Consider the following 25,636-nt stretch of genomic DNA (forward strand, 5'->3'; position numbering starts at 1 on the left):
CTAGCATCGCGGCGCCGGCATGGACCGGTGATCCGCAAAGGAAGCACAACATGAAGCGTCGCGAATTCACCCAGTTGTCGGCTGCCACGGCCCTGGCGGCCGGGACGGCGGGGGGGCTGCTGGTCCAGCCGGCTCTGGCCCAGGGAGGTCCGATCGAAGGCCGTCAGTACCAGCGCCTGGCCAACAAGGTGCCGGGGGGACCGGCTGGCAAGATCGAGGTCATCGAATTCTTCTGGTATGGCTGCCCGCACTGCTATGTGTTTGAGCCGACCATTGAAGCCTGGGCCAAGCAGTTGCCGGCGGACGTGGTGTATCGCAAGGTGCATGTGGCCTTCCGTGAGAACGTGAAGATCCACCAGCGTCTGTTCTTCACGCTGGAGGCGATGGGCAAGGAAGCGCAGGTGCGCCCGGCCATCTTCAATGCCATCCACCGTGGCGGGCAGAGCCTGACCGACCCGAAGGCGATGGCGGCTTTCCTGGCGCCGCTGGGGGTGGATTCGGCCAAGTTCCTGGAGCTCTACAACTCCTTCACCGTGCAGACCAAGTGCCAGCAGGCGGCGAAGCTGCAGGACACCTACAACATTGATGGCGTCCCGACGGTGGCGGTGGGGGGTCGTTTCCTGACCTCGCCCTCGATGGCGGGTTTTGGCCTGCGTGTGAGCGAAGAGGAACTGGGCCAGCGCGCCATCGCCGTCGCCAACTTCCTCATCGAACAATCGCGGAAGGGCTAAGCCCCCCAGTAAGCATTTGAGCCCCCCAGTCGCTCCGCTCCTGCCCCCAAGGGGCGCCACCCAGCGGCCTGGTGGATTGTTGGCCCCCCAGTCGCTGCGCTCCTGCCCCCGAGGGGCGCCTCCCAGCGGCCTGGCAAAGCCAGTTCCGCGGGAGTGGCTTGAAGGGCGCCGGGCGAAGCGCCCGGGCTGAAGATTTCGTCAGAGAGGCGCTTGCGCCATGGCCGACGAAGGGCGGCGCACGGTGCACACCGGCCAGATTCGGGCTTCTTCCAAATGGGGGCCCGCCATACCCTCCTTTTATCGCGACGCTCGCTCGTCTTAGCGTCGGGCGCGAAGCGCCTGCGCGCTCCTCCAGCAACACCCGCGGAACTGGCTTTGCCAGGCCGCTGGGTGGCGCCCCTTGGGGGCAGGAGCGAAGCGACTGGGGGGCACAAAGCTTCGGGGCTAGAATCGTTGCAAGTTTTGTGCCGTCAGGATTCACCATGCCCCTTCGTCGTCCCCTGCTGTTGTCCGGAGCACTCGCCCTGGCGCTTGCCGCGCCCTGGGTGCAGGCGGCCAAGGACGACCGCCAGAAGCCGCTGAACCTGGTGTTCGACAAGGAAGGGGAAGTCGATAAGGTCAAGCAACGCGCCGAGTTCAACGGCAACGTCATCCTGACCAAGGGCTCCCTGATGCTGCGCGCCGAACGCATGGACGTGCAGGAAACCAAGGACGGCTATTACCTGGCCTACGCCAACGGCGTCCCCAGCCGCCAGGTGCAGTTCCGCCAGGACCGCGAAACCCCCGGTGAACGCATCGAAGGCCGTGCCGACCAGATCGAGTACGACACCCGCAGCGAAACCATCCGCCTGATCGGCAACGCCGAAGCCAAAGTCATGCGCGGCGACCAGCTGATGCAGACCATGGCCGGCGCCACCCTCAACTACGACAACCGCACCGAGCGGCTGCTGGTGGAAACCGGCGCCAGCTCGCCCCATCCCAACGGCCGCGGCCGCGTCGTGCTGATGCCCAAGAACGCCCCCGCCGAACCCGCCTCCGCCGCCAGCGCCCCCCTGGGTCTGCGCCCCAGCCTCAACCTGACGCCGCGCCAGTCCCCATGAGTGATGTCCGAGCCTCCCCCCCCAGCAGCCGCCTCCAGGCCTGGGGGCTGCAGAAGACCTATGGCGTGCGCAAGGTGGTCAAGGACGTCCACCTGGACCTGCACAGCGGCGAAGTGATCGGCCTGCTGGGCCCCAACGGCGCCGGCAAGACCACCAGCTTCTACATGATCGTGGGCCTGGTCCGCGCCGACGCCGGCGAGATCCAGATCGACGGCCAGCCCGTGCAGCGCATGCCCATCCACCAGCGCTCCCGCCTGGGCCTGAGCTATTTGCCGCAGGAAGCCTCCATCTTCCGCAAGCTGAATGTGGAAGAAAACATCCGCGCCGTGCTGGAGCTGCAGCGCGACGACCAGGGCAAGGCCTGGCCGACCGCCCGCATCAATGCCGAGCTGGACAAGCTGCTGCAGGAACTCTCCATCGAGAAGCTGCGGGACACCCCCGCCCCCGCCCTGTCCGGCGGCGAACGGCGCCGGGTGGAAATCGCCCGCGCACTGGCCACCCAGCCCCGCTTCATCCTGCTGGACGAACCCTTCGCCGGCGTGGACCCGATCGCCGTGCTGGAAATCCAGCGCATCATCCGCTTCCTCAAGCAGCGCGGCATCGGCGTGCTGATCACCGACCACAACGTCCGCGAGACCCTGGGCATCTGCGACCGCGCCTACATCATCAGTGAAGGCGCGGTGCTGGCGGAAGGCACGCCTCAACACATCGTCGAGCATCAGGACGTCCGCCGGGTCTATCTCGGCGAGCACTTCCGGATGTAAGCGCGGGAATGAGCATGAGGCCGACGCTACAGGTTCGCCTGTCCCAGCATCTTGCGCTGACGCCTCAGCTGCAGCAGTCCATCCGTCTGCTGCAGCTCTCCACGCTCGAGCTTCATCAGGAAGTCGAGCAGATGCTCGCCAGCAACCCCCTGCTGGAACCCGACGAGGAACACGACACCGCCGCCCCGCCCGGCGCGAGTCCGGCCGAGCGCGTGTCCGACGAACGCGTGCCGGACCGCGAGGAGCGCAGCACCGAGGGTGGCGAGTCCGACGGCAGCGGGGAAGCCACCGGCGCGGAAGAAATGCGCGCCGAGGACTTTGGCACCACCGAGCGCGACGACTGGGAAAACGGCACCGAGCGCGACGACTTCGACGGCATCCGCGAGCAGCCCTCCAGCAGCGCGGGCAGCGGCAGCGAGGACGACGAGCGCCCCGAGACCGAGGCGCCAGACGCCTCGCTGCAGGATGTGCTGCGCGCCCAGATGGCCGGCATGCACCTGGGCGAGGTCGACCGGGCGGCGCTGCTGGCCCTGATCGAATCCCTGAACGACGACGGCTACCTGGAAGATCCGCTGGAAGATCTCGTGCGGGCCCTGCTCGGCGAAGAAGCGGAGGACGGGGCCGACCAGGAGCAGCGCGAGCAACTGCTGGACACCTTCAAATGCGCCCTGAAGTGGCTGCAGTCGATGGAGCCCGCCGGCGTCGGCGCGCGCGACCTGGGTGAGTGCCTGGAGCTGCAACTGCGCACCCATCCGCGCTCCCCGGAGCAGGCACTGGCCATCGTCATCTGCCGGCGCCATCTGGAGCTGCTGGCCAAGCGCGACTGGCGTCGGCTGATGTCGCTCACCGGCGCGGACGACGATCTGCTGCGCGGCGCCCAGGCCATGATCGCCACGCTGGAGCCCAAGCCGGGCCGCCGCTTCGCGCGCAGCGACAACCGGCCGGTGGTGCCGGACGTGATCGTGCAAAAGGCCGGCCGGGGTTTTCGGGTGATGATCAATCCGGATGTGCTGCCCAAGCTGCGCATCAACGAGCTGTATGCCCAGGCTCTGCGGGCCACGCGCGGCGGCGTCAGCAATTCGCCGCTGGGCGGTCAGCTGCAGGAGGCGCGCTGGTTCATCAAGAACATCCAGCAGCGCTTCGACACCATCTTGCGGGTCAGCGAGGCCATCGTGGAGCGCCAGCGCGGCTTCTTCACCCACGGCGAGCTGGCCATGAAGCCGCTGGTCCTGCGGGAGATCGCCGACGAGCTGGGCCTGCATGAATCCACCATCTCCCGGGTGACCACGGCCAAGTACATGGCCACGCCCTGGGGCACCTTCGAGCTGAAGTATTTCTTTGGCTCCAGCCTTTCGACCGAGGCGGGTGGCAATGCGTCGTCCACCGCCGTGCGGGCCCTGATCAAGCAGTTCATCGCCGCCGAGGACACGAGCAACCCGCTGTCGGACAGCCAGCTCTCCACCATGCTGGGCGAGCAGGGCATCACCGTGGCGCGGCGCACCGTGGCCAAATACCGCGAAGCCCTGAAGCTGGCGCCCGCCAACCTGCGCAAATCACGCTGAAGCGACGTCGCTGCCCTGAGTGGGACAATCGGTCGCGAATCTCAATCCATCGACACCCCACCGCTCACCCGCAGGTCCGGCGACCTCCTGCGGCAGCGGCGTGAGGGTCGATTCGTCCAGGCCCTTCCCGTCATGTCCACGCCCTCCTTCCACCTGTTCCTGCCCTGCCCCGCCGGCGTTGAATCCTGGCTGGAGGCGGAAGTCCGCGACATCCTGTCGGCGCAGGAATGCCTGGAAGGTCCCAAGGCCTTCCGCGGCGGCGTCGGCCTGCTGGGCACGCTGGAGGCGGTGATGAAGCTCAACCTGCACAGCCGGCTGGCCCAGCGGGTGCTGGTGGAGGTGGCCTTCGGCGAGTACTACCAGGAAGACGACATCTATTCGCTGGCCAACAGCATCGACTGGAGCGCCTGGATGACGCCGCAGCAGACGCTGCGGGTGGACACCACGGCGCAGCATTCGCCGCTGCACAGCCTGAATTTCGCGACGCTGCGGGTCAAGGACGCGGTCTGCGACGTGATGCGCGAAGTGACCGGCGAGCGACCCAGCGTCGACACCCGCTGGCCCGACCTGCCGCTGCAACTGCACCTGACCGAGCAGCATGCGACGCTGTATGTGGACAGCTCCGGCGAGCCGCTCTTCAAGCGCGGCTGGCGGGAAGACAAGGGCGATGCGCCGCTGAAGGAGACGCTGGCGGCGGCCATGCTGGCGGCAGCCGGCTGGAAGGGCACCCCCGAGGCGGGCGGGGCCCTGCACGACCCCTGCTGCGGCTCCGGCACCATCGTGGTGGAAGCGGCGACGATTGCCTGCGGCATCGCACCCGGCATCCAGCGGCGTTTTGCCTTCGAGAAGCTCAAGCCGTTCCAGCCGCTGCTGCCGGCCTGGCGCGCCATGAAGGACGAGGCGCGCGCCGCCGAGCATCCACCGGCCGTGCCCTTGTTTGCCAGCGACGTGGCCTTCCGGATGGTGGACTTCGCCCGCCGCAATGCCCAGCGGGCCGGGGTGGAGGCCCACATCCAGTTCAACGGCGGCGATGCGCTGGAGCGTCCGGCGCCGAAACTGCCGGACGACATGCCCGGCACCTTGATGCTCAACCCGCCCTATGGCGAGCGGATCGAGGTGCGCGGCAAGGCCGGCAACCGTGGCGGCTTCGAAGGCCTGTCCGAGGAACGGGATGCCGGGGACGACTTCTTCCCCCGCCTGTCGGCCCACTGGAAGCGGGCCTACACCCAGCATCCAGCCGGCTGGACGGCTTGGCTGCTGTGCCCGGAGATGAAGCTGCCGAGCAAGATGCGGCTGAAGGAATCGCGGCGCATCCCGATGTGGAATGGCCCCATCGAGTGCCGCCTGTTCAAGTTTGATCTGATCGCAGGATCAGCCCGGAAACCTTCGGTAGAGTCAGACGCCTCGCGCTGAGGCAGCTGAGGCTGGACGCACATCCCACGTGCCACCGACACACGCTGAATTGGAGGACTGCCATGATCCGCGCGGAACTGGGCGAATCTCTGGAGGCATACGTGGTGGAACTGGTCACAACGGGTCGGTTTGGATCCGAAAACGAAGTCTTGCAGGCAGCCGTTGCGCTGCTGCAGCAGCGCGAACAAGCCTTGTCCAGCTTTGATGCGGACCTGCGACGCCGCCTGGCTTCCGCGGATGACGGCCAGACTGTCCCGGCTGAAGAGGCCTTCGCGTCGCTGCGCCGACAGTTTGCAGACCCCGACGCTCCAGGCTCGGCATGAAGGTTCGCCTCCATCGGGAGGCGGTCGCTGACATCGAAGGTATTGCAGCCTATCTGGCGGAACTGAACGCAGCCGCCGCAGCTCGCTTCATCGCGGAGCTGGAAGACAAGGTCATGGGCCTGAGCACCATGGCGCATGCCTTCCCGTTCTTGCAGGGGTACGAGCCGCAAGGCATTCGCAAGCGAATCCATGGCCGCTACCGCATCCTCTACCGAATCACCGGGAGCGGGCATGTCGAAGTCGTCCGCGTGCTGCACACCGCGCGGGATCTCGTCACTGCCTTCCTCGATCGTCCGTTATGAGGCGGTCGCGGCCGCCTCGATGCCGCCCAGCGCAATCCATCCCAGCACCGCCAGCGGCGCCGTATCGGCACGCAGGATGCGCGGGCCGAGTTGCACCGCCTGGAAGCCGTGGCGGCGGGCGGCCTCCTCTTCCTCCGCGCTGAGGCCGCCTTCCGGGCCGCTCAGCACCACGATCGGTCCTTGACCGTCCCGGCTGCGCACCCGCAGCGGCTCGGCCGCCACCGGGCTCAGCAACCAGCGCCGCTCCAGGGCAGACTCCCCGCGCGCCGACAGACCCGCCAGCCAGGCCGACAAGGTCAGCACCGGCGCCACTTGCAAAGGTCGCGTGCGCCCACACTGCTCAGCCGCAGCAATCGCCACGCCCTGCCAGTGCGCCTGCTTCTTCTGGGCCCGCTCCCCCGTGAGCCGCAGCACCGAACGCTCGCTCATCAGCGGCTGGATGCCCCAGGCACCCAGCTCGCAGGCCTTCTCCACGATGCCATCCATCCGGTCGTTGGCCGGCATGACCACCGCCAATGTCACCGATGGATGCAATTCACGGTCGATGCTGTGGCGCTGCCGCAGCACCACCCGCACCTCGCTGCGGCCCATGGCGGTGACGGCCGCGGTCCATTCGTCGCCGCTGCCATCGAACAGCAGCACCTCGCCCCCGGGCTGCAGCCGCAGCACCTGCACATGACGCGCCGCCCCCGGCGGCAGGGCGAAATCCTCATCCGGAGCGAATGCCGCCAGCGGCTGCTCCACAAACAGTCGCGCTGCCAAGCTCACCCCTTCTGACGGCCGATCCAGTCGGAGAAGGTGGTCAGGAACGACTGCATGAATTTCTCGGTGTCAGGCTTGGTGAAGCCGTGGTCCTCGGTGAACAAGGTGTTCGCACCGCCCACATACATCTCGGGCGTGGGCAGGGTGGCGACATTCAGGCAGACCAGCACCTGGCGCAGGTGATGGTGGGCGCCAAAGCCGCCCAGTGCGCCCGGCGACAAGGTGATCACCGCCCCCGGCTTCCCGTTGAAGGCATTGTGGCCATACGGCCGCGACCCCACGTCCAGCGCATTCTTGAGCACGGCCGGGATCGAGCGGTTGTATTCGGGGCTGAGGAACAGCACCGCATCCGCCGCCTTGATGGTCGCGCGGAATTCCGCATAACCGGCGGGCGGGGCATCGGCTTCATCGTCGTTGTAGAAGCTCAGATGGCCGATCTCGACGATCTCCAGCTTCAATGACGGCGGAGCGATCTTTTGCAGGGCCAGGGCCAGCTGGCGGTTGTATGAGCCTTTTCGCAGGCTGCCGATCAGCACCGCAACGCGGTAGGGGTGGGACATGGGCGGACCTCCTGGAAGCGATTCAATTGAATCCCAGTGTCTCACGCAGTTCGTGGGCCGCCGCGTCGCCCTTGGTGGCGCGGATGCGATCCACGACATCGAGCGCCAGCGTCTGCAGTTGCTCGAAGTCGGCGCATTGCTCGACTTCCAGCGCCAACCGGTAGCCCTTGAGCAGCCCCTGCTGCTTGGCAAACACCGTCAGCGCCGTGTAGAGCTGCTGGAAATCCAGCGAGGACACCGGCGCCCCCATCGGTCGCGTGCCACTGACCACCGCCGGACGTGAGGCTGCGGGCACGCTGCCCGGCGCCACGGTCGAAGTGGGCGCCTGGGCATGCACGCTCAAGCTCCCGGCAGACCGGGACGGCGGTGACCCAGCCGGCGCCACGGCGCTCGCGCCGGACGCCGCCGCAGCAGCAGCAGCCGCAGCAGCACGGCCGGCTCCCGCCGCAGGCGCGACCAACCCATGCTGCAGCAGCAACTCCAGATCGGCTTGAGTCGCGCCCTGCACCATGCCCAGCCATTGGCCCCCGGTCTTGGTCGGGTCGATCACCAGCAGCAGGTTGCGTGCAATGCGGCCCTGGACCAGGGCTCTTGTCTTGATCTCTGCCCGTCCGGCCTCAGACTTCTCGTAGCGTTCTTCCAACACGGCCTTCCCTCCTCAGGACCGCGAAGCTTAGGCCGTCGCGGCCGCCGTGGAGGCAGGGAAACTGCTACTTTTTGTCGCGAAGCTCACGTCGCAATACCTTGCCGACCGGCGTCTTGGGCAGCTCGGTGCGGAACTCGATGATGCGCGGACGCTTGTAGCCGGTAAGGTTGGCTTCGCAGTAGGCCTTCACATCCGCCTCGGTCAGCGCCGGATTCTTGCGGACGATCACCACCTTGACGGCCTCGCCGGCCTTTTCGTCCGGCACGCCGACAGCCGCGCATTCCAGCACGCCCGGCATCAGGGTCAGCACATCCTCGACTTCGTTCGGATAGACGTTGAAGCCGCTGACCAGGATCATGTCCTTCTTGCGGTCCACAATGCGGAAGTAGCCCCGCTCGTCCACCGTGCCGATGTCGCCGGTGCGGAAATACCCGTCCGAGGTCATCACCTTGGCGGTCTCGTCCGGGCGCTGCCAGTAACCGGCCATCACCTGCGGGCCGCGGATGGCGATCTCGCCGGAGGTGCCCAGCGGCACCTCGCGACCGTCGTCATCCAGCAGCGTCACCTCGGTGCCGGGCAGCGGCAGGCCGATGGAGCCGGTGTAGGCGGTGCTGTCGGTCGGGTTGCAGCAGGCGACGGGCGAGGTCTCCGACAGGCCGTAGCCTTCCACGATCGGGCAGCCGGTCTTGTCCAGCCACTGCTTGGCCGTGGCCTGCTGGACGGCCATGCCGCCGCCCACCGAGATCACCAGCCCGCTCCAGTCCACCGTGCCGAAGGACGGGTGGTTGGCCATGGCCATGAACAGCGTGTTGACCGCCGGCAGGCTGTGGAAGCGGTGCTGGCTCAGTTCCTTGAACACGGCCGGCAGGTCGCGCGGGTTGGGGATCAGCACATTGCAGCCGCCCACCCGCATCGACAGCATCAGGTTGGTTGTGAAACCGAAGATGTGATAGAGCGGGAGCGCGCAGATGCTGACCAGCTGCTCGTCCTTGGGGATCTTGCGCAGGGCCGGCTGGTACCAGGCCTCGCACTGCAGGGTGTTGGCCACCAGGTTGCGATGCAGCAGCACCGCGCCCTTGGACACGCCGGTGGTGCCGCCGGTGTACTGCAGCACGGCAATGTCGCTCGGGCCGACGACCGGACGCGAGTAGGTCTTGCCGCGGCCTTGCGCCAGGGCGTCGTTGAAGCGCACGGCAGTGGGCAGCTCGAAGGCCGGCACCAGCTTCTTGACCTTGCGCACCACATAGTTGACCACCGCGCCCTTGACGAAGCCCAGCATGTCGCCCATCGAGGCCAGCACCACATGCTTGGTGGGCACATGGGCCAGCACCTGCTGCAGCGTCGCGGCGAAGTTTTCGATGATGACGATGGCCTTGGCACCGGCGTCCTTGAGCTGGTGCTCCAGTTCACGCGGCGTGTAGAGCGGATTCACGTTCACCACCACGAAGCCGGCGCGCAGCACGGCCGCCACCGCCACCGGATATTGCGGCACGTTGGGCATCATGATGGCGACACGGTCGCCCTTCTCCAGCCCCAGGCCCTGGAGATAGGCGGCCAGGGCACGGGAGGCCTCGTCGATCTGCGCATAGCTGACCGAGCGGCCCAGCATCTTGTAGGCCGGCTGCGCCGGGAACTGCTTGAATGCAGTTTCCATCAGCTCGACCAGCGAAGGATAGACATCCGCATTGATCTCGGCAGGCATGCCTGCCGGATAGTGCTTCAGCCAGGTTTTCTCCATTGTTCTGTCTCCAAGGTACGGCGCGGATTCTCGCCGATCCCTGTGCGCCCCCCATCAGGGGATTCGATACACCGCACAGGGACGCGCCGATGCGGCGCCGATCCGGTGCGGAAGCGATGAAACCGGCACCATACGACGCGCGCCGCTTCGCGTGAGTCCCTAGGGTGGGTTCACTAAACCATGGCGCCGCACCCGCAAGGCATGCATCAGCGCAGCGGCAGCCAGACGGCCAGCTCGGTGCCTGCGTCATCACTGCCGTCCGTGGGACTGCGCCATTCGATGCGGGCCGAGATGCGCTCGGCCCGGCGCCGCATGCCGCGCAGGCCATGGCCTTCGCGTCGCTGCTCGGACAGGCCCAGGCCGTTGTCGGTGATCATGAGCGTCACGCCGCCACCATCCTCATCCAGCCGCGTGGCGAAGCGGACGCGACTGGCGTGGGCATGGTGGATGACGTTGCTCAGCCCTTCCTGCACGATGCGGATCAACTCCCGCCCCCCGGTGCCGCGCAGCACCGGCACCAGCGGCACGTCCGCCAGTTGCCAGTCCAGCGTCAGTCCTGCCGCCGCCAGGCGCGGGCCCATGCGGTGGCGCAGGTTGGCCAGCAGCAGGGTCAGGTCGCCATCCGTGACGGCCAGCGCATCCACCGTCAGCCGCATTTCGCGGATGCATTCGTCCAGCACCTCCACCAGCGCCTCGGACGGTACGCCCCGTTCGGCGCTCAGGCGCGCGGTGACCAGCTGCGAGCCCAGGCCGTCATGCATCTCCTGGAGCAGCCGCTCCCGCTCCTCGGCGGCGGTGCGTTGCCGTTCGCTGTCCTGCAATTCTTGCCAGCGGGCCTGCAGCTCCCGCGTGCGGTCTTCCAGGGCCCGCTCCAGCACGACGCGGGCCAGCGCCTGGTCCCGCAGCGACCCGACGAAGCGCCGCTGCAGCGCCACCCCCGCCATGGCGATGAGCACCGCATGGCCCACGACATTGATGTCCACGACGCTGAGCTGCTGCGACGCCACCAGCGCGAAGTAGCTCACGTAGACCCACACCCAGGTCGACAGCGCCACCGCCAGGGCGCCGACCAGCGGCGCAGCGGCACGGCTGTTCAGCGCCGCGCGGGCCGCGATCACGGTGGCCGCCAGCAGCACCAGGCCGCGGCTGCCCAGGGCCCACCACGGCCACAGGGTGGCGAAGTCCGTCCAGCTCCAGCCCATCACCGCCGCGGTGCCGTCGATGAGGATGGCCAGGGTCAGGTAGGCGACGACCGCCTGCAGCACCCACCGGGAGGGATCCCCATTGAGCCGCACCACGAGAAACAGCAGCAGCCCCTTGGACACCACGTCCGCCACATCCAGCACCAATCGCCACCAGGGCGCGGGCAGCAGGGCGCCGTTGAGCAGATAGGGGGACATCAGCACCGCCAGGCAGATGCAGAACAGGCCGGTGATGCCATAGAGCCATTCCTGCCGCAGGGCCAGCCACACCAGCACCATGAACAGACCAATGGACAGGCCGCCCAGCGCGGTCGTCACCCGCAGCACCTGCCAGAAGCGGCGGCCTTCCTGCAGGGCGCGCATCTGCGGCGCCGGTCCCAGCAGCGGCGCGGAGAGTCCGGCCCCTTCAAAGCCGGGCCTGACCAGGCGGATGCTCAGGCGGTGGTCGCCCGCCCCCAGCAGCGCCGGTGGAATGCTGACCTGCATGCGGCGCCCCGCCAGCAGCAGCCCCCGCTGGGCGAAGTCATCCTCGTCCTCGGCCGTGAAGCCGCGGCCCATGCTGGAGTTGGCCAGCAATTGGCCATCGAGGTAGATGCTGGCCGCCGGCCGGTGCTGGATCACCAGCCAGTGCGGCTGGTCCGCCGCCTTGGGCATCTGGAAGTCGATGGCAAACCACAGCGGGCCGGGTGCCTCGGATTCGTGGATCTGCACCGGCAGGCGATGGGTGCTCGCTTCGGCATCGATGGGTCCAGCGACCGCGCCCGGCACCTGACGCGGGTCCACCGCGCTGCCGGGCAGAAGCCGCGCATCGGTCAGCCGCACCACCTGCGGCGGCAAGGCCGTTCCGTATTGCTGGGACAGCAGGTGGACCGCCCACAGCAGCGCCAGCGGCAGCACCAGCAGCAACACCAGACGGCGCGCGCGGACTGCCCCCATGGATGCTCACTCCACGGCCTTGACCATGTCCTCGACCACCTTCTTGGCATCGCCGAAGACCATCATGGTCTTGTCCATGTAGAACAGCTCGTTGTCCAGGCCCGCATAACCGGCGGCCATGGAGCGCTTGTTCACGATGACGGTGCGGGCCTTGTAGGCTTCCAGGATGGGCATGCCGTAGATGGGCGTGCCCTTTTGCAGCGCGGCCGGATTCACCACGTCGTTCGCCCCGAGGATGATGGCGACATCCGTCTGGCCAAATTCCGGATTGATGTCCTCCATCTCATGCACCTGGTCGTAAGGCACTTCCGCCTCCGCCAGCAGCACGTTCATGTGGCCAGGCATGCGACCCGCCACCGGATGGATGGCGTAGCGGACCTGCACCCCCTTGGCGGTGAGCTTCTGCGCCAGTTCCTTGACCGCATGCTGGGCCCGCGCCACGGCCAGGCCGTAGCCCGGCACGATGATGACGCTCTCCGCATTGCCGAGGATGAAGGCCGCATCGTCCGCGCTGCCGCTGCGCACATTGCGCTGCACCGCGGTCGCAGCTGCCGCGCCCGGCTCCGCCCCGAAGCCGCCCAAAATGACATTGAAGAAGGAGCGGTTCATCGCCTTGCACATGATGTAGCTCAGGATGGCCCCCGAGCTGCCCACCAACGAGCCAGCAATGATCAGCATGCTGTTGTTGAGCGAGAAGCCGATGCCGGCGGCCGCCCAGCCCGAGTAGCTGTTGAGCATGGACACCACCACCGGCATGTCGGCGCCCCCGATCGGGATGATCAGCAGCACCCCCAGCGCGAAGCCCAGTGCGGCCACCAGCAGGAAGTCGACCCAGCTCTGCGTATGCCAGAAGCCGACGATGAACACGAGGGCGGCCAGGCCCAGCACCAGGTTGAGCAGATGCTGGCCGCGGAAGACCACCGGCGCGCCCTGGAACAGGCGGAAGCGGTACTTGCCGCTGAGCTTGCCGAAGGCGATGACGGAGCCGGAGAAGGTCACCGCGCCAATGAAGCAGCCTATGGCCAGTTCGACGCGATTGCCACCGGGCAAGGGCTCGCCCGGCTGCGCGATGCCCAGGGCATGCGGCTCGGCCACGGCCGCCACCGCGATGCACACCGCCGCCAGGCCGATCATGCTGTGCATGAAGGCCACCAGCTCCGGCATCTTGGTCATCTCTACCCGCTGCGCCATCACCGCGCCGGCCCCGCCGCCCACCACCAGTCCGGCCAGCACCAGGCCGAACCCGCCGGCATGACCGCCCGCGAGCTTGACGATCAGCGCCGCCGTGGTGAGCACCGCAATCGTCATGCCGGCCATGCCGAAGAGGTTGCCGCGGATGGACGTGGTGGGATGCGACAGGCCCTTGAGCGCCTGGATGAAGCAGACGCTGGCCAACAGGTAGAGCAGCGTGACGAGATTCATGGACATGCGGGAGCTCCGGATCGCGGGAATCGAAGGGGTTCACGGGGCGAGAAGCCGCGGCGCGGTCTCGCCGGGGCGGCCTACTTCTTCTCTTTTTTCCTGAACATCTCCAGCATGCGGCGGGTGACCAGGAAGCCGCCGAATACGTTGACCGCGGCCAGTGCCACCGCGGCCGTGCCCATCACCTGGCCCAGGGTGGTGTCGGTGAGCGCCGCGGCCAGCATGGCGCCGACGATGACGATGGCCGAGATGGCGTTGGTCACGGCCATCAGCGGCGTGTGCAGGGCCGGCGTGACGGTCCACACCACGTGATAGCCGACATAGATGGCCAGCACGAAGATGGTGAGGTTGATCAGGGTGGGGGAGACAACGTCCATCGGGTCCTCCGAGGTGAGTCGTTCAGGCGCGCAGGGCGCGGTCAGGTGGATTCACAGGCATTTGCAAGCGTCGCAGGCAGGTGCAGGAGTCGCAGGCAGCGTGAGGCAGTCGCAGGCGGGGGCAGCCGCGAGCGGGCGCCGCCGCCCCTTCTACGATCGCAGCAACCGGCCTTCATGGGCCACCAGGCAGGCTGTGACGATGTCGTCCTCCGGCGGCAGCACCACGCCTGCGGCCCCCGGCAGCACCAGCTTCAGAAAGTCCAGCACATTGCGCGCATACAGCGAGGACGCATCCGCCGCCACCAGGGCGGGCAGGTTGGTCTCACCCACCAGCGTGACGCCATGCTTGACGACGGTCTGGCCGGGCTCGGTCAGCGGGCAGTTGCCGCCGGCGGGCGCAGCCAGGTCCACGATCACCGAGCCGGCCTTCATCGAACGCACCATCTCCTCGGTGACCAGCACCGGCGCGGCCCGTCCCGGAATCAGCGCCGTGGTGATCACCACATCCGCCTGGGCCACGCGCTTGGCCACCTCCTGCTGCTGGCGGGTCAGCCAGCTGGCGGGCATCGGACGGGCATAGCCGCCGACACCCTCCGCGGCTTCGCGTTCCTCGGGCGTTTCGTACGGCACGTCGATGAACTTCGCGCCCAGCGACTCGACCTGCTCCTTCACCGCCGGACGCACATCCGACGCCTCGATCACCGCACCGAGCCGCTTGGCAGTGGCGATGGCCTGCAGGCCCGCCACGCCCACGCCGAGCACGACCACCCGCGCGGCCTTGATGGTGCCGGCGGCCGTCATCAGCATCGGGAAGAGGCGCTGATAGTGGGAGGCCGCGAGCATGACCGCCTTGTAGCCGGCGATGTTGGCCTGGCTGGAGAGCACATCCATGCTCTGCGCCCGGGTGGTGCGAGGCGCAGCTTCCAGTGCAAAGGCGGTCAGTCCGGCATCGGCCAGGCGTTGCAGGCCGTCACGGTCAAAGGGGTTGAGCATGCCCACGAGCGCCGCGCCACGCTGGAACGCTTCCAGCTCCTGCGCATCCGGGGCGCGGACCTTGAGCACCAGCTCCGCGCCCAGCGCCTGGGCCGTGGTGCCGATCTCGGCCCCGGCCGTGGCGTAGGCCTCGTCGGTGGCGCTGGCGCGAAGGCCGGCCGAGGCTTCCACCACCACCCGGTGCCCTTGCGCGATCAGCTTCTTCACCGTCTCCGGTGTCGCGGCCACACGTGTTTCTCCCGCAGCGGTTTCGCGCGGCACACCGATCAGCATCTGGAATCCCTCCACTGTGCATACGGAAGAACGGGCGCCCCCACTTCGGGCGGACTGACGGTGCCGAGGCACGCTGCTCACGACGCGCGCGGGTGTCCGTCAGTCTTGACGGGCCAAGCTTACCGGCCGGTTCGTGCGAAATACGCCCCTGGAGCCCCGGGATTTCACTAAGAACAAGCGCGTCGAATCCGCAATCTCTTCACAACCAGGCCGCAAACCTGTTGCGAGTTGCAAGCGCAGGTCCACGAAATGCCCCGGCGAACGTTGGAGGAAGGTAGAAAGGAGCCACCATGCTCAACAAGATCCTGTTTGCTTCCGCCCTGGCGGTGACGGCCCTGGCGGCTCCTGCCCTCTCCCAGGCCGCCGACGTCGGTGTGTCCGTCACCATCGGCCAACCTGGTTTCTACGGCCAGATCGACATCGGCAATACCCGCCCGCAGGTGGTCTATGCCCAGCCGATGATCATCGAACGGGTGCCGGCGCCCCCGCCCCCCATCTACCTGCGCGTGCCGCCGGGCCATCAGAAGAACTGGCGGCGTTACTGTGCACAGTACGGCGCCTGCGGCCGTCCGGTCTACTTTGTGCGCGACAGCTGGTATACCGACGTGTATGCGCCGCAGTACCGCCGCGAGCATCCGCATGGACCGGGCGGTCCCCGTGGTCCGGAATGGCGGGATGACCATCCGGGCAAAGGCAAGGGCAAGGACCATGGACATGGGCGCGGCCATGACAAGGATGACCGCTATGACGACCGTCGCGACGATCGCCGGGATGACTGGCGAGATGACCGCCGCGATGACCGTCGCGATGACCGCCGCGGCCCGGATCGGGATCACCGCTGAAGCGGCCCCTCTTGCGGCGCTGCGCGCCTGACGTGCAGCCCTGCCTTCCACGGACGGCCCTTCGGGGCCGTTTTCATTTCCGGGCGCATCGCGTCCCTTCAATGAACGTCGCCGCTGCCGCTGGCCGTCATGAAGAAGACGCACAATGACGCCCCATCAAACAACGCATCCCGGCAGGCGGACCGCGGTCAGGCCCTGACTGGCGGACAGGACCCGCGGCGCCGGGTCCGGTGAGGAGATCCATGACCGAACGTTTCAAGCCCAGCTTCACCGTGGCTGCCGTGATCGAGAGGGACGGCCGTTATCTGCTGGTGGAGGAACTGACCTCCGAAGGCCTGCTGCTCAACAACCCGGCCGGCCATCTGGAACAGGGAGAGTCCGCCGTGGAAGGCGTGTGTCGGGAGGTGCTGGAGGAAACCGCACGCCCGTTCACGCCCACGGCCTGGCTGGGCGTCTACATGTCCCGGTTCCTGCGTCCCACCCGCGGCCAGGACGTGACCTATGTGCGGATCGCCTTTGTGGGCGATGTCGGCGAGCAGATCCCCGGACAGGCCTTCGACGAACCGGTGCAACGCACCCTGTGGATGACCCTGGACGAGATCCGTGCCTGCCGCGAGCGGCATCGCAGCCCGCTGGTGCTGCAATGCATCGAGGACCATGCGTCGGGTCGGCGCCTGCCGATGGAGGCGCTGCACACCCATCCGTCGCTGTACAACCCGCCGGAACACCGCTGAGGCGCGGGCCCCAGGCTCAGAAGGTCATGGCCGCGCTGACGGCCTGGTCCAGCCGCTCCGAATGGCGGCGCCCGGCTTCGAGTTCATTGATGGCGCAGCGCGACAGCGTCACCAGCGCCTCGCGCTGACGCTCCCGCAGCCGGCGAGGCAGCCGGTCCAGCACGCAGAGCGTGCCGACCCGCTCACCGCCCGCCAGCGCCAGCGGGACCGCGGCATAAAAGCGGATGTAGGGAGCGCCCTGCACCAGCGGATGGTCCGCGAATCGGGCGTCGTGCCAGGTGTCCGGGACTTCCACCACCGGCCCCTGGTGCAGCACCTGCGCGCAGAAGCCGCGGGAGCTGGGCATGGCCTCGAAGGCCAGGCCGGAAGTGCCGATGAAACGCTGCGTGTCCGCATTGATCAGGCTGATGGCGGCCATGCCACTGCCGCTGATGTCGCGGGCGAGATCGGCGAGCTCGTCAAAAGCGGGGAATGCAAGCGGACGCGCCTCCAGCTGCTGGACCGCCGCCACGCGCTGTGCCTCGTCCGCAAAGACCGGCGGCAGCCAGCTGCGCAGCAGCGCCAGCGCCTCCCCCATCTGCGTGCTCTTGTCGAAGAAGCCGGAGATGCGGTATTCCATGCAGGCGCGCCGCATCTCGTCGTAATAGCTGTTGCTCAGCACCACCACGCGGGCCCCGCAGCCCAGCTGCCGGACGGCCCGCAGCACCCGCAGCCCACTGCCCGGCTGCAGCGCCAGATCCATCAGCACGACGTCCGGCTGGGTCTGCGCAATCACCTGGATGGCGGACGCCTCGTCCGCCGCCTCGCCGACGACACGCAGGCGCTTGTCCTGCGCCAGCAGGCTGATCAGTTGGCTTCGAATGGTGGTGGAACTTTCGACGAGGACAAGGTTCATGATGCGACTCCCTGGCGACAGAGGTTACGGGAGCAGGCGCCCCGGCAGGAGTCAGCGAACGCTGGGCCGCGTGTGCGCCCCGGCGCAAAACGATGTCAGGGGATTGCCTACACGCGGGGGGTGGGCGATTCCAAGACCCCAGCCGAGCCGCAGCCCGCGGCTTGGCGGACAATTGCCCCCATGAATCCCAAGAAGCAACGCATCGTCGTCGGACTGTCCGGCGGCGTTGATTCCGCCGTGTCCGCCTGGCTGCTGAAGCAGGCGGGGCATGAGGTCGTCGGCATCTTCATGAAGAACTGGGAAGATGATGACGACAGCGAATACTGCTCCTCCAACATCGACTTTGTGGATGCGGCGGCGGTGGCCGATGTCATCGGCATCGAGATCGAGCATGTGAACTTTGCCGCGGAATACAAGGACCGGGTCTTTGCCGAATTCCTGCGCGAGTACCAGGCCGGCCGCACGCCCAATCCGGACGTGCTGTGCAATGCCGAGATCAAGTTCAAGGCCTTCCTGGACCATGCCATGCGGCTGGGCGCCGAGAAGATCGCCACCGGCCACTACGCCCGGGTGCGCGAGCAAGGCGACCAGGTGCAGTTGCTCAAGGGGCTGGATCCGCTGAAGGACCAGAGCTATTTTCTGCACCGCCTGAACCAGGCCCAGCTGCAGAAGACGATGTTCCCGGTGGGCGAGCTGCCCAAGACCGAGGTGCGCCGTCTGGCCGAGGAGATCGGCCTGCCCAACGCCAAGAAGAAGGATTCGACCGGCATCTGCTTCATCGGCGAACGCCCGTTCCGGGAGTTCCTCAACCGCTACCTCTCCCACAAGCCCGGCCCGATCAAGGACGAACGCGGCCGCAAGCTGGGCGAGCATGTGGGGCTGTCGTTCTACACCCTGGGCCAGCGCCAGGGGCTGGGCATCGGCGGCATCAAGGAAAAGGGTGCCCCGCGCGGGGGCGGCGAGCACGAACCGTGGTTCGTGGCCCGCAAGGACCTGGACACCAACACGCTGGTGGTGGTGCAGGGTCACGACCACCCGCTGCTGCAGAGCCACCGCCTGGTGGCCAATGACCTGAGCTGGACCGGCACCGCACCCGGCTTTGGCGGCTACGGCGCCAAGACCCGTTATCGGCAGGCCGATGCCGCCTGCGCCCTCACCCCCGGCGACGGCGAGATCCGGCTGGACTTCCCGCAGGCCCAGTGGGCGGTGACGCCCGGCCAGAGCGCCGTGCTGTATGACGGCGAGGTCTGCCTGGGTGGCGGCGTGATCGTCAGTACTCCGCCGCTGGACTGAGACGGGCACCGGCGGTGCCCACCCTGACCAGTCACACATCAGAAATGCCGGACTTTGTGGCAGGCTAGCGGTTTGTCTTTTCAGCTCCCCGCCTTGGACCGCCTCCTCGCCCGCATCGCCCAGCCGGCCTTTGTGCTGCGCATCGCCGCCTTGGCGGTGTGCCTGCTGGAACTGGCCTCCGCCGTCTGGGGCCTGATGGGGCATCCCACCGAGCCCTATGACGGCGTGCTCGCCAGCCTGTACCGGCGTCTGGGCGGCGACACCCACGACGCCCCGTTTGTCCTGACCTGCCTGGGCCTGGTGATGGCCTTTGCCTGGCATTTCTGGCGCATCGCGCGACAGCGCCACCTGGACCATCCTCCCCGCCACGCCCTGCGACATGTGGTGCTGCTGGACGCCCTGGCGCTGCTGGTGACGCCCGGCCTGCCCTTCCTGGTGACGGTGCTGGGTGCGCTCATCCTCAATGTGCGCCGGGCCTTCGGCTTTGCGCTGGCGCAGGTGCTCATCAATGTGACCCTGTACTGGGCCTTCCCGAGCGAAGCGCAGCGTACCGAGCAGCTCACCGCCGGCCTGCCCTGGTGGCTCAACAGCCTGGGCCTGGCCATTTCGATGGTGGCCCTGCATGGCATGGCCTTCGGTCTGGGGCGCCTGGCGGCCACCGAGGCCGAGCGGCGGCGCTGGTTCCAGGCGATGCTCGCCGAAAAGGACAGCGGGGAGCGGCTTCAAGTGGAGCAGCTGCGCTATGCCGAGCGACTGAGCATGGCCCGCGAACTGCACGATGTCATGGGGCATCACCTGACCGCGCTCAATCTGCATCTGCAACTGAGCGACGCCCTGCTGAAGCGACATGACGAAGCCGGCGCGGCGCAGGCGGTGGAGAAGGCGCGGCTGGGCGCGGCCGGTCTGCTGGCGGAGGTGCGGGCGGCCGTGTCGCGGGAACGAGAGAGCCAGCGCATCAACCTGGAAGCCGCCTTGCGGACGCTGGCCGAAGGCATTGCCAGCACCCAGATCGAGCTGTGCCTGGACCCGGTAGCCCAGGATCTGTCGCCGCGCTGTGCCCATGCGCTGCTGCGCTGCGTCCAGGAATCGGTGACCAATGCGGTGCGCCACGCCGGTGCCACGCAGGTCCGCGTGACCCTGGCCGTCGTCGGCGAAGGGGCGTCGATGCAGGTGCGGGTCCAGGTTGACGACAATGGGCGGGGGACACGCAAGCTGCGCGAAGGCAATGGGCTCAAGGGCATGCAGGAACGCATGGCCGAACTGGGCGGCGCCATGCGGGTGCTGCGTCATCACCCCGGGTTCCTGATCGAGCTGGATTGCCCGAGGTTTGCCTGAATGCGTGCAGTGGTTCCACCAGGGACCTTGAGGAGATGCGGAGATGAGCGAAACAATCAAGCTGCTGCTGGTGGAAGACCAGCAGCTGGTGCGCGAAGGCCTCAAGGGCCTGCTGGCCCTGCATGAGGACATTCAGCTGGTGGGTGAAGCCTCGGACGGTGCGGAAGCGCTGGAGCTGCTGGCGCGGGAGCAGCCGGATGTGATCCTGTCCGACATGCGCATGCCGCGCCTGGACGGCATCGGGCTGATCCGGGCCCTGGCCGCCCGTGCGCTCAAGATCCCGGTGGTGCTGCTGACCACCTTCGACGATGCGCAGGCTTTTGATGAAGCCGTGCGGGCGGGCGCCCGGGGCTTTTTGCTCAAGGCCATCAGCCCGGACACGCTGGTGCAGGCGCTGCGGGACGTGGTGCAGGGCGGCACGGCGCTGCGTCCGCTGCTCACCGAGCGCATGGAGCGTGCACCGGTCGAGCGGGCGTTCAGTGCCACGCCGGAGCCCGAGCCGCTCAGCCCCAAGGAGCTGCAGGTGCTGCGCTTGGTGGCCAGCGGCCGCAGCAATACCGAGATTGCGGCGCTGCTGGGCAACAGCGAAGGCGTGATCAAGAACCACTGCTCATCGGTGTTTGCCAAGATGGGCGTGAGGGACCGGACGCAGGCCGTGCTGCGGGCGATCGATCTGGGGTGGATCTGACGAGGCCGGTGAACGGGGGCCGCTGGCCAAGCCGGCAAGCGGTCGGCGGTCGGCGGGCAGCCGGCTCAGCGGTCAGCCGGCAGCGCTCGCCTGGCGGTCAGCGAACGGCAGGACCGTCTGTCGGCAGCAGTCCTTCGGGCACACCCCGCACGCTTGCACTCGCCTGAATCGGACGCATCAGTTGCGGGCGGCCCAGTTCCATCACCCAGTAGGGCTGCGCACTGCCGGTGTCCCGCATGTCGCAGGCCAGGCCCACTTCGGTGAAGTCGGGGCCCATCAGGTTCTGGCAATGACCCGGGCTGTCCAGCCACAGCTGCAGCACTTCTTCCAGGGAGTCCGGCCCGGAGGCCAGGTTCTCACCCGCCAGGCGCAGCGAATAACGCACCGCTTCCAGCCGCTGAGGCAGGTTGGCGCCGGAGAGACTGGTGTGGCTGAGTTGCCGGCGGCTGGAGAGCTCGGCGGCGTACCGTCGCGCAGCATCCAAAAGGGCCGGTTGCCAGCGCAGCGGCGTGGCGGGGCCCATCGTCTGATTGCCGCAGGTGCGGCCTTGCGCGCGGATCTCGTTCAGGCGCTTGAGCACCTGCTCGGTGACGAGCTGCACGTCACAGGGCGCGGCGGCGGCGGGCGGCGTCAGAAGGACGGCTGCGCTCAGCAACGCAGCCACGATGGCGGCTTTCATGCCGGCAGTGTCCTGCGGCGGTTTTACGGCAGGGGAAAGCGGACGTAACGGCGAGGCTGCGGCGTGAAACAGTTCACGGAGCTCGGGCCGATTCGCGTCCGTCCGCGCCGCAGGCTGCGCTCAGCGGGAGTCCGGCAGGCGACGGGACGGCCTGAACAAGGCATGACGACCGACGGCGAAGGCGAGGTACACCGCCAGCAACGCGGTCAGGCCGAAGGCCTTGGTCGAGACAACCTGGCCGATCGTGGCCAGATGGGGGCGGAGCACAAACAGGGCGGCGGTGGCGCCGATCAACACGGCCAGGGACACCACAGACGCCAGGAGCAGGCGGAAAGACTTCTTCAATTCAATTCAGGGCCTGCCCCAGCGCAGAAGGTGCGGCGACCGTGACTGCCGGCTGGCAGCGGGGCGCCGACCTGGGGCTGAATGCAAGGCCGCAGTATCGGGACGGCGGACTCTAGCAAAGTTTGAGGGGCGCGCTGTGAGGGATCGCCCGCATGGCGGGCAGGCGCTGGGTGGGGGCTTGAACGCGGCAGGAGCGGGCTTGCGGAGCCTGTGATGTGCCAGCCCGTCAAGGTTTCACCTGGGGCGGGGGCCGGAGAATGCGCTCGACCGCCTTGTCTTGATGGCCGGCTGCTCGTAGGCCGAAGGGTCAAAGCGCTCGCGCTGTGTCTTCAGTTCGTCAGCGTCGATGCGCTCGGCCAATGCTTCAATGTCGCGCGCGGTAACGCCAACCTCAGCGAAGTGCTCACGCCAGCCCTCCACGACCTGGATGACCTTGGCAACTTCCAGGGCCGCTTCAGGAGCGGTCATCCCAAATGCCTCACATTGCGACATGGCATTTGTGAGGGTGGATTCTTGCCCGGCAGACCCGCAGATGAATTCCTGAAACCCTTGCCCGGAATTGGTAGGGAGCACGTCGTAGGCGGGGGCCAGTTTCAGACGCCCACTTTCGCGGGGGTAGAGCACCAGCAAGGCGTGATTCTTCTCGTGGTCGTCAGTGTTGTCGATGAGGATATTGAACACCATCCGACGGAACAGCTCCCGGGTATCACGAAGATACGCGTCGTTGATCGACACACCGGCGCGCCGAAGCACACGCGCGAGCGCCGGGTAACCCAGTTCCGGTTCTGCGCCGCTGGGCGTTTCCGCTCGAATGGCGGTTCCTGCGGAGATGCTATGAATACGGCCGCCGGAGGTCCTGTCGAAGCGGCGCACCGCCAATGCGTTGCCGTCCTTGAGCGGTATGACTTGGGTGTCTGCAGTCACGATGTCGGCTCTTCGTGCCAGCGTCATTGACGCGTGCTCGATCAAAGGGGTGTCCACCGGCTCGTTGTTGAAGAACTTGATCACCCATTCGTGTCCCTCAATCTCGATGAGCGCCTTGGGCTTGGCTCCACCCAGGGGACTACCTCCACCCGCGATGATGCGGGCCTCAAGGGCGGTCAAGGGCTCCGCAGCTTCGATCTTCGCCACCACATCGCTGAGCTGCTGCGCGTCGGCGAGACGCGGCAAAGGTCCGCCAGGGCGAGGCAAGTATTCAGTGTCGGAGCTGGACACGCCAAGAGCACCAAAGCGCTCGTCCCCTGCGTAGTACAGGTACTCCATCAAGGAGGTCCGCTTGGGTTTGTCCACGAAGCGGATCACCTTCTCTCCCCAGCGGTCGGGACGGGCATCGTCCACTGCCCCTACGGCCCTGGGCTCGCCTGCCAGACGGCCGGGAGGCATGTGTTCAGTATCAATCAGCGGCAAGTCTTCGCTGAGTGCAAAACCGTCGCTCAACCATTGAGGACCGTATCGCAGCGAGACACCCTTTCCTGAGGCAATCAGGCGCAACACGCCTACGTAACGCGGGGAATTTGGGTCAGCTAAGTACCAGAGGTGAAGAACATCGTGTCGCATCAGCGCCCTTCCTGGAGTCTACGAAGGCGTGCCTCGGCGGAAGCTTGCGCTCGCGACTTGCCGAGTTCGATGGCCTCGCGGACGTCCAACTCAATGGCGCCCCCATCTTGCTCAGGTGCTGCAAGCTGCCCCAGCTCGGCGTCCCGTTGCAGAAGCCACAGCGCCGAGGCCAGGATTCCCACACTCACGGTGGGATCGCCGGCCTCCAGACGCAGAAGAGTCGGCACCGTCACGCCCATGCGCTGGGCCCAGGTCTTCAGAGATTCTTTGCGGCGCAGCCTCGCCACCGCCAGATCGGCGCCGAGCTTTTCAATCGCCGCGAGCGTTGATGGTGGCAGTTGCTGGATAGCACGAGCTGGTTTCGGCATACAAATAGAGTATATCGAAAACCGCTATTTCGATAAATTCTATTTTAACGATCAGTACTGCCCGCAGCTACGCGGCGTGCGCCAACGCATTCAGGCAAGGAGCTACCGCGCCACCCGTCGTGGCCAGATCAGTGCACCATTGGCACTGTCCACACCTACCGAAGCCGTGTCGGCCTGGCGCGTGCAACCCGTCGCGCTGCAAAGGTAGCGCGCCGCTTCCAGGGGCGCCGATGGTGCCGCATCCGCCGACGTGCTCGCGGTACCCAGGGCCGAACGCTCTACGACCGTCAGCAGCACCTCCCCCACACGAGGCCCTGCCGCGAGGGCGTCGCAACTGGCCCAGTAGCCCACAAAGCGCTGCGCCTGCACGGGGACGCGGGAACGCCCGCCAGGGACCAGCACCACACTGGTCCAGCGCTGCGCCGAGCCGCTCTTTCCGAGGCCCTCATGCGGGAACTGGATGCAGGTTCCCCAAGCGCGGCCCGCCGTCTGGACGGCATAGGCGCGTGGCGAGGCCCAGTCGATGTCCGGGAGGTCCTGCCCGTTCACCGCTCCGTGGTCGGCGCGCTTGAGCGCGCGCTGCTGCCCATCGATGAACAGCGTGCCGTGGTCACGATCGATGCGCAGCGGGCCAATGAACGTGTCACAGCCCTGCGGGCCGCAGCCGCTGCGGGCCGCAATCGGCGTGAGCTGCGCCGGTGGCAATCCTTGCGTGACGGCGTTCACCAGATCAGCGGTGTTGCCGATGCGCAGGGCCGCATCGGAAGCTGCAGTCTGCGGCGCTTCAGGCGCATCGGACATGGCATGCGCCGGCGCAGCGCTCAGGGCGCCCAGGACGCTCAGGCCGAGGGCCAGCATTCCCGCAAGCCTGCGAGCCCGCGGCAGACGCGTGGACCCGCCGCCAGCGGACGTTGCAACAGTGAGGTGTGCAGCGCGAGCACGGAACATCATTTGTGGACCTTGTTGCCGGTGGCCTGGAGGAAGTCAGCGTTGTACTTCCAGAAGATGGTGCCGCCATAAGCAGCCGTGGACTCGTACTTGTAGTTCCACTTGCCGCGCAGCCGGGTCGGCTTGCGCTTGGCGTCCAACCACCACTCCTCGCCCGGCACGACCGTTTCCTTGATGTTGTAGATGTTGTGCTTGGGGTCGGTGAACTTGATGCCGTCCTTCACCTTCACGTGGGCGTCATAGTTGGTGGCAATGTCGGCGCCATCCCAGAAATAGCCGCCGTTGGAGTAGTCCTTGCCATTGGGATCGAGCGCGTTGCGCGCCGCCCGCACCGCCATGCTCATGCCAGGGCTGGCCATGACGACTTTGTCCGACGAGTTCTTGAGCAGCTTGTGGCGGTCGTTTCCGTCGCTGGCGGCGAAGGCGAAGGTCTTGTCGGTCTTCAGAAACTGCGCGACCGTCGCAAAACCGCGTGCCTTTTGCTGGCGGACGACCACGTTCGCGATCGCAGCCATTTCCTCGAAGACGTCCTTCGTGGAACTTTCTCCGTAGGCCAGGGCGGCCAGGGCGCTCGATCAGCATCGAGCTTGTCGCTGGCCGGCGCCACCGTGCCGCCCACCGGACCTGGCGCTGCGGATGCGGTGCGGATCAGGGTGCCTTCGTCGATGTCAATGCGGTTGCGCCGACCCCCAGGGGGCCCGGAATGCGGATGTCAGGCATGGTGGTGGACAGGCAGAAGCAAGGCTGGCTCCACTATAGGGTGCGAGCCTGTTTGATCCTCCGCAATCATCGCAGCATCGACCCGGTCCGCCCAGCGCACTGACGGCTCACAAGGGCAGCACAGCTTT

The 25,636-nt window shown here is 67.2% G+C and carries 27 protein-coding genes; 12 read left to right on the forward strand and 15 right to left on the reverse strand.

Annotated elements, in window-relative coordinates; all coding sequences use genetic code 11:
• Positions 1-50 precede the first annotated feature (50 nt).
• From DES44_RS18990 to DES44_RS19020, 7 genes are all read left to right on the forward strand, one after another.
• Positions 51-731 carry a thiol:disulfide interchange protein DsbA/DsbL gene (locus tag DES44_RS18990; protein WP_058936913.1) on the forward strand — a complete coding sequence of 227 codons (681 nt, stop codon included), beginning with the start codon at positions 51-53 and terminating at the stop codon, positions 729-731.
• A 482-nt stretch (positions 732-1,213) separates the two neighbouring features.
• The gene (gene lptA, locus DES44_RS18995; protein ID WP_058936914.1) at positions 1,214-1,831 is read left to right on the forward strand and encodes a lipopolysaccharide transport periplasmic protein LptA; all 618 of its coding nucleotides are present in this window, start codon (positions 1,214-1,216) and stop codon (positions 1,829-1,831) included.
• A complete protein-coding gene (gene lptB / locus DES44_RS19000; RefSeq protein ID WP_058936915.1) occupies positions 1,828-2,595 on the forward strand; it encodes an LPS export ABC transporter ATP-binding protein in 768 nt (255 codons plus the stop codon). Before lptA ends, lptB begins: the two co-directional genes overlap by 4 nt.
• 14 nt (positions 2,596-2,609) lie before the next feature.
• Positions 2,610-4,157 carry an RNA polymerase factor sigma-54 gene (locus tag DES44_RS19005; protein WP_058936916.1) on the forward strand — a complete coding sequence of 516 codons (1,548 nt, stop codon included), beginning with the start codon at positions 2,610-2,612 and terminating at the stop codon, positions 4,155-4,157.
• Between the two features lie 132 nt (positions 4,158-4,289).
• Positions 4,290-5,570 (forward strand): THUMP domain-containing class I SAM-dependent RNA methyltransferase, encoded by a 1,281-nt coding sequence (locus DES44_RS19010; protein WP_058936917.1) that lies wholly within the window; start codon positions 4,290-4,292, stop codon positions 5,568-5,570.
• 62 nt (positions 5,571-5,632) lie between these two features.
• Positions 5,633-5,893, forward strand: coding sequence for a ribbon-helix-helix domain-containing protein (locus tag DES44_RS19015; RefSeq protein ID WP_058936918.1), 261 nt, complete (start codon positions 5,633-5,635; stop codon positions 5,891-5,893).
• Positions 5,890-6,195 carry a type II toxin-antitoxin system RelE/ParE family toxin gene (locus DES44_RS19020; protein WP_058936919.1) on the forward strand — a complete coding sequence of 102 codons (306 nt, stop codon included), beginning with the start codon at positions 5,890-5,892 and terminating at the stop codon, positions 6,193-6,195. Before DES44_RS19015 ends, DES44_RS19020 begins: the two co-directional genes overlap by 4 nt.
• Here DES44_RS19020 and DES44_RS19025 read toward each other — a convergent pair.
• From DES44_RS19025 to DES44_RS19065, 8 genes are all read right to left on the reverse strand, one after another.
• On the reverse strand, positions 6,190-6,957 hold the full coding sequence (locus DES44_RS19025; protein ID WP_083525937.1) for a 16S rRNA (uracil(1498)-N(3))-methyltransferase: 768 nt from the start codon (positions 6,955-6,957) through the stop codon (positions 6,190-6,192). The genes DES44_RS19020 and DES44_RS19025 overlap by 6 nt on opposite strands.
• 2 nt (positions 6,958-6,959) lie before the next feature.
• The gene (locus tag DES44_RS19030) at positions 6,960-7,517 is read right to left on the reverse strand and encodes an NADPH-dependent FMN reductase (protein WP_058936920.1); all 558 of its coding nucleotides are present in this window, start codon (positions 7,515-7,517) and stop codon (positions 6,960-6,962) included.
• Positions 7,518-7,539: 22 nt separating this feature from the next.
• A complete protein-coding gene (locus DES44_RS19035) occupies positions 7,540-8,163 on the reverse strand; it encodes a hypothetical protein (protein WP_147307141.1) in 624 nt (207 codons plus the stop codon).
• Positions 8,164-8,227: 64 nt separating this feature from the next.
• Positions 8,228-9,901, reverse strand: a complete 1,674-nt coding sequence (locus DES44_RS19040) for a long-chain-fatty-acid--CoA ligase (RefSeq protein ID WP_058936922.1) — start codon at positions 9,899-9,901, stop codon at positions 8,228-8,230.
• 206 nt (positions 9,902-10,107) lie between these two features.
• Entirely contained in the window at positions 10,108-12,039 is a 1,932-nt protein-coding gene (locus DES44_RS26020; RefSeq protein WP_058936923.1) for a sensor histidine kinase, read from the reverse strand.
• A gap of 6 nt (positions 12,040-12,045) precedes the next feature.
• A complete protein-coding gene (locus DES44_RS19055; RefSeq protein ID WP_058936924.1) occupies positions 12,046-13,467 on the reverse strand; it encodes an NAD(P)(+) transhydrogenase (Re/Si-specific) subunit beta in 1,422 nt (473 codons plus the stop codon).
• A 74-nt stretch (positions 13,468-13,541) separates the two neighbouring features.
• Entirely contained in the window at positions 13,542-13,838 is a 297-nt protein-coding gene (locus DES44_RS19060; RefSeq protein WP_058936925.1) for an NAD(P) transhydrogenase subunit alpha part 2, read from the reverse strand.
• 150 nt (positions 13,839-13,988) lie between these two features.
• Positions 13,989-15,104 (reverse strand): Re/Si-specific NAD(P)(+) transhydrogenase subunit alpha, encoded by a 1,116-nt coding sequence (locus DES44_RS19065; protein ID WP_058936926.1) that lies wholly within the window; start codon positions 15,102-15,104, stop codon positions 13,989-13,991.
• 290 nt (positions 15,105-15,394) lie between these two features.
• On the opposite strand from DES44_RS19065, the gene DES44_RS19070 reads away from it, so the two are divergent.
• Together DES44_RS19070 and DES44_RS19075 are read left to right on the forward strand one after the other, a co-directional pair.
• Positions 15,395-15,946, forward strand: a complete 552-nt coding sequence (locus DES44_RS19070; RefSeq protein ID WP_083525938.1) for a hypothetical protein — start codon at positions 15,395-15,397, stop codon at positions 15,944-15,946.
• A 242-nt stretch (positions 15,947-16,188) separates the two neighbouring features.
• Positions 16,189-16,680: an NUDIX domain-containing protein gene (locus DES44_RS19075; RefSeq protein ID WP_058936927.1), complete on the forward strand. Its 492-nt coding sequence runs from the start codon at positions 16,189-16,191 to the stop codon at positions 16,678-16,680.
• 16 nt (positions 16,681-16,696) lie between these two features.
• Here DES44_RS19075 and DES44_RS19080 read toward each other — a convergent pair whose 3' ends face one another.
• On the reverse strand, positions 16,697-17,575 hold the full coding sequence (locus tag DES44_RS19080; protein WP_058936928.1) for a response regulator: 879 nt from the start codon (positions 17,573-17,575) through the stop codon (positions 16,697-16,699).
• 180 nt (positions 17,576-17,755) lie between these two features.
• Here DES44_RS19080 and mnmA point away from each other — a divergent pair, with 180 nt between their 5' ends.
• The 3 genes from mnmA to DES44_RS19095 all read left to right on the forward strand — a co-directional run bounded on the left by mnmA (position 17,756) and on the right by DES44_RS19095 (position 20,891).
• A complete protein-coding gene (gene mnmA / locus DES44_RS19085; protein ID WP_058936929.1) occupies positions 17,756-18,868 on the forward strand; it encodes a tRNA 2-thiouridine(34) synthase MnmA in 1,113 nt (370 codons plus the stop codon).
• A gap of 93 nt (positions 18,869-18,961) precedes the next feature.
• Positions 18,962-20,203 carry a sensor histidine kinase gene (locus DES44_RS19090; protein ID WP_116001778.1) on the forward strand — a complete coding sequence of 414 codons (1,242 nt, stop codon included), beginning with the start codon at positions 18,962-18,964 and terminating at the stop codon, positions 20,201-20,203.
• 43 nt (positions 20,204-20,246) lie between these two features.
• Positions 20,247-20,891 carry a response regulator gene (locus DES44_RS19095; RefSeq protein ID WP_058936931.1) on the forward strand — a complete coding sequence of 215 codons (645 nt, stop codon included), beginning with the start codon at positions 20,247-20,249 and terminating at the stop codon, positions 20,889-20,891.
• Positions 20,892-20,988: 97 nt separating this feature from the next.
• Here the strand turns inward: DES44_RS19095 and DES44_RS19100 are convergent, their stop codons facing one another.
• From DES44_RS19100 to DES44_RS19125, 6 genes are all read right to left on the reverse strand, one after another.
• Entirely contained in the window at positions 20,989-21,570 is a 582-nt protein-coding gene (locus DES44_RS19100; protein ID WP_058936932.1) for a CAP domain-containing protein, read from the reverse strand.
• 120 nt (positions 21,571-21,690) lie between these two features.
• Positions 21,691-21,915: a hypothetical protein gene (locus DES44_RS19105; protein ID WP_058936933.1), complete on the reverse strand. Its 225-nt coding sequence runs from the start codon at positions 21,913-21,915 to the stop codon at positions 21,691-21,693.
• Between the two features lie 234 nt (positions 21,916-22,149).
• The gene (locus DES44_RS19110) at positions 22,150-23,472 is read right to left on the reverse strand and encodes a type II toxin-antitoxin system HipA family toxin (RefSeq protein WP_058936934.1); all 1,323 of its coding nucleotides are present in this window, start codon (positions 23,470-23,472) and stop codon (positions 22,150-22,152) included.
• Positions 23,472-23,840 carry a hypothetical protein gene (locus DES44_RS19115; protein ID WP_058936935.1) on the reverse strand — a complete coding sequence of 123 codons (369 nt, stop codon included), beginning with the start codon at positions 23,838-23,840 and terminating at the stop codon, positions 23,472-23,474. Before DES44_RS19115 ends, DES44_RS19110 begins: the two co-directional genes overlap by 1 nt.
• Positions 23,841-23,942: 102 nt before the next feature.
• On the reverse strand, positions 23,943-24,698 hold the full coding sequence (locus DES44_RS19120) for a hypothetical protein (protein WP_058936936.1): 756 nt from the start codon (positions 24,696-24,698) through the stop codon (positions 23,943-23,945).
• Positions 24,699-24,787: 89 nt separating this feature from the next.
• Complete coding sequence (locus DES44_RS19125) at positions 24,788-25,303, reverse strand: hypothetical protein (protein ID WP_232309876.1); 516 nt, start codon at positions 25,301-25,303, stop codon at positions 24,788-24,790.
• Between the last annotated feature and the right edge of the window lie 333 nt (positions 25,304-25,636).

Origin of the sequence: Roseateles depolymerans (assembly GCF_003387155.1) — a bacterium.
Taxonomy (GTDB): Bacteria; Pseudomonadota; Gammaproteobacteria; order Burkholderiales; family Burkholderiaceae_C; genus Roseateles; species Roseateles depolymerans.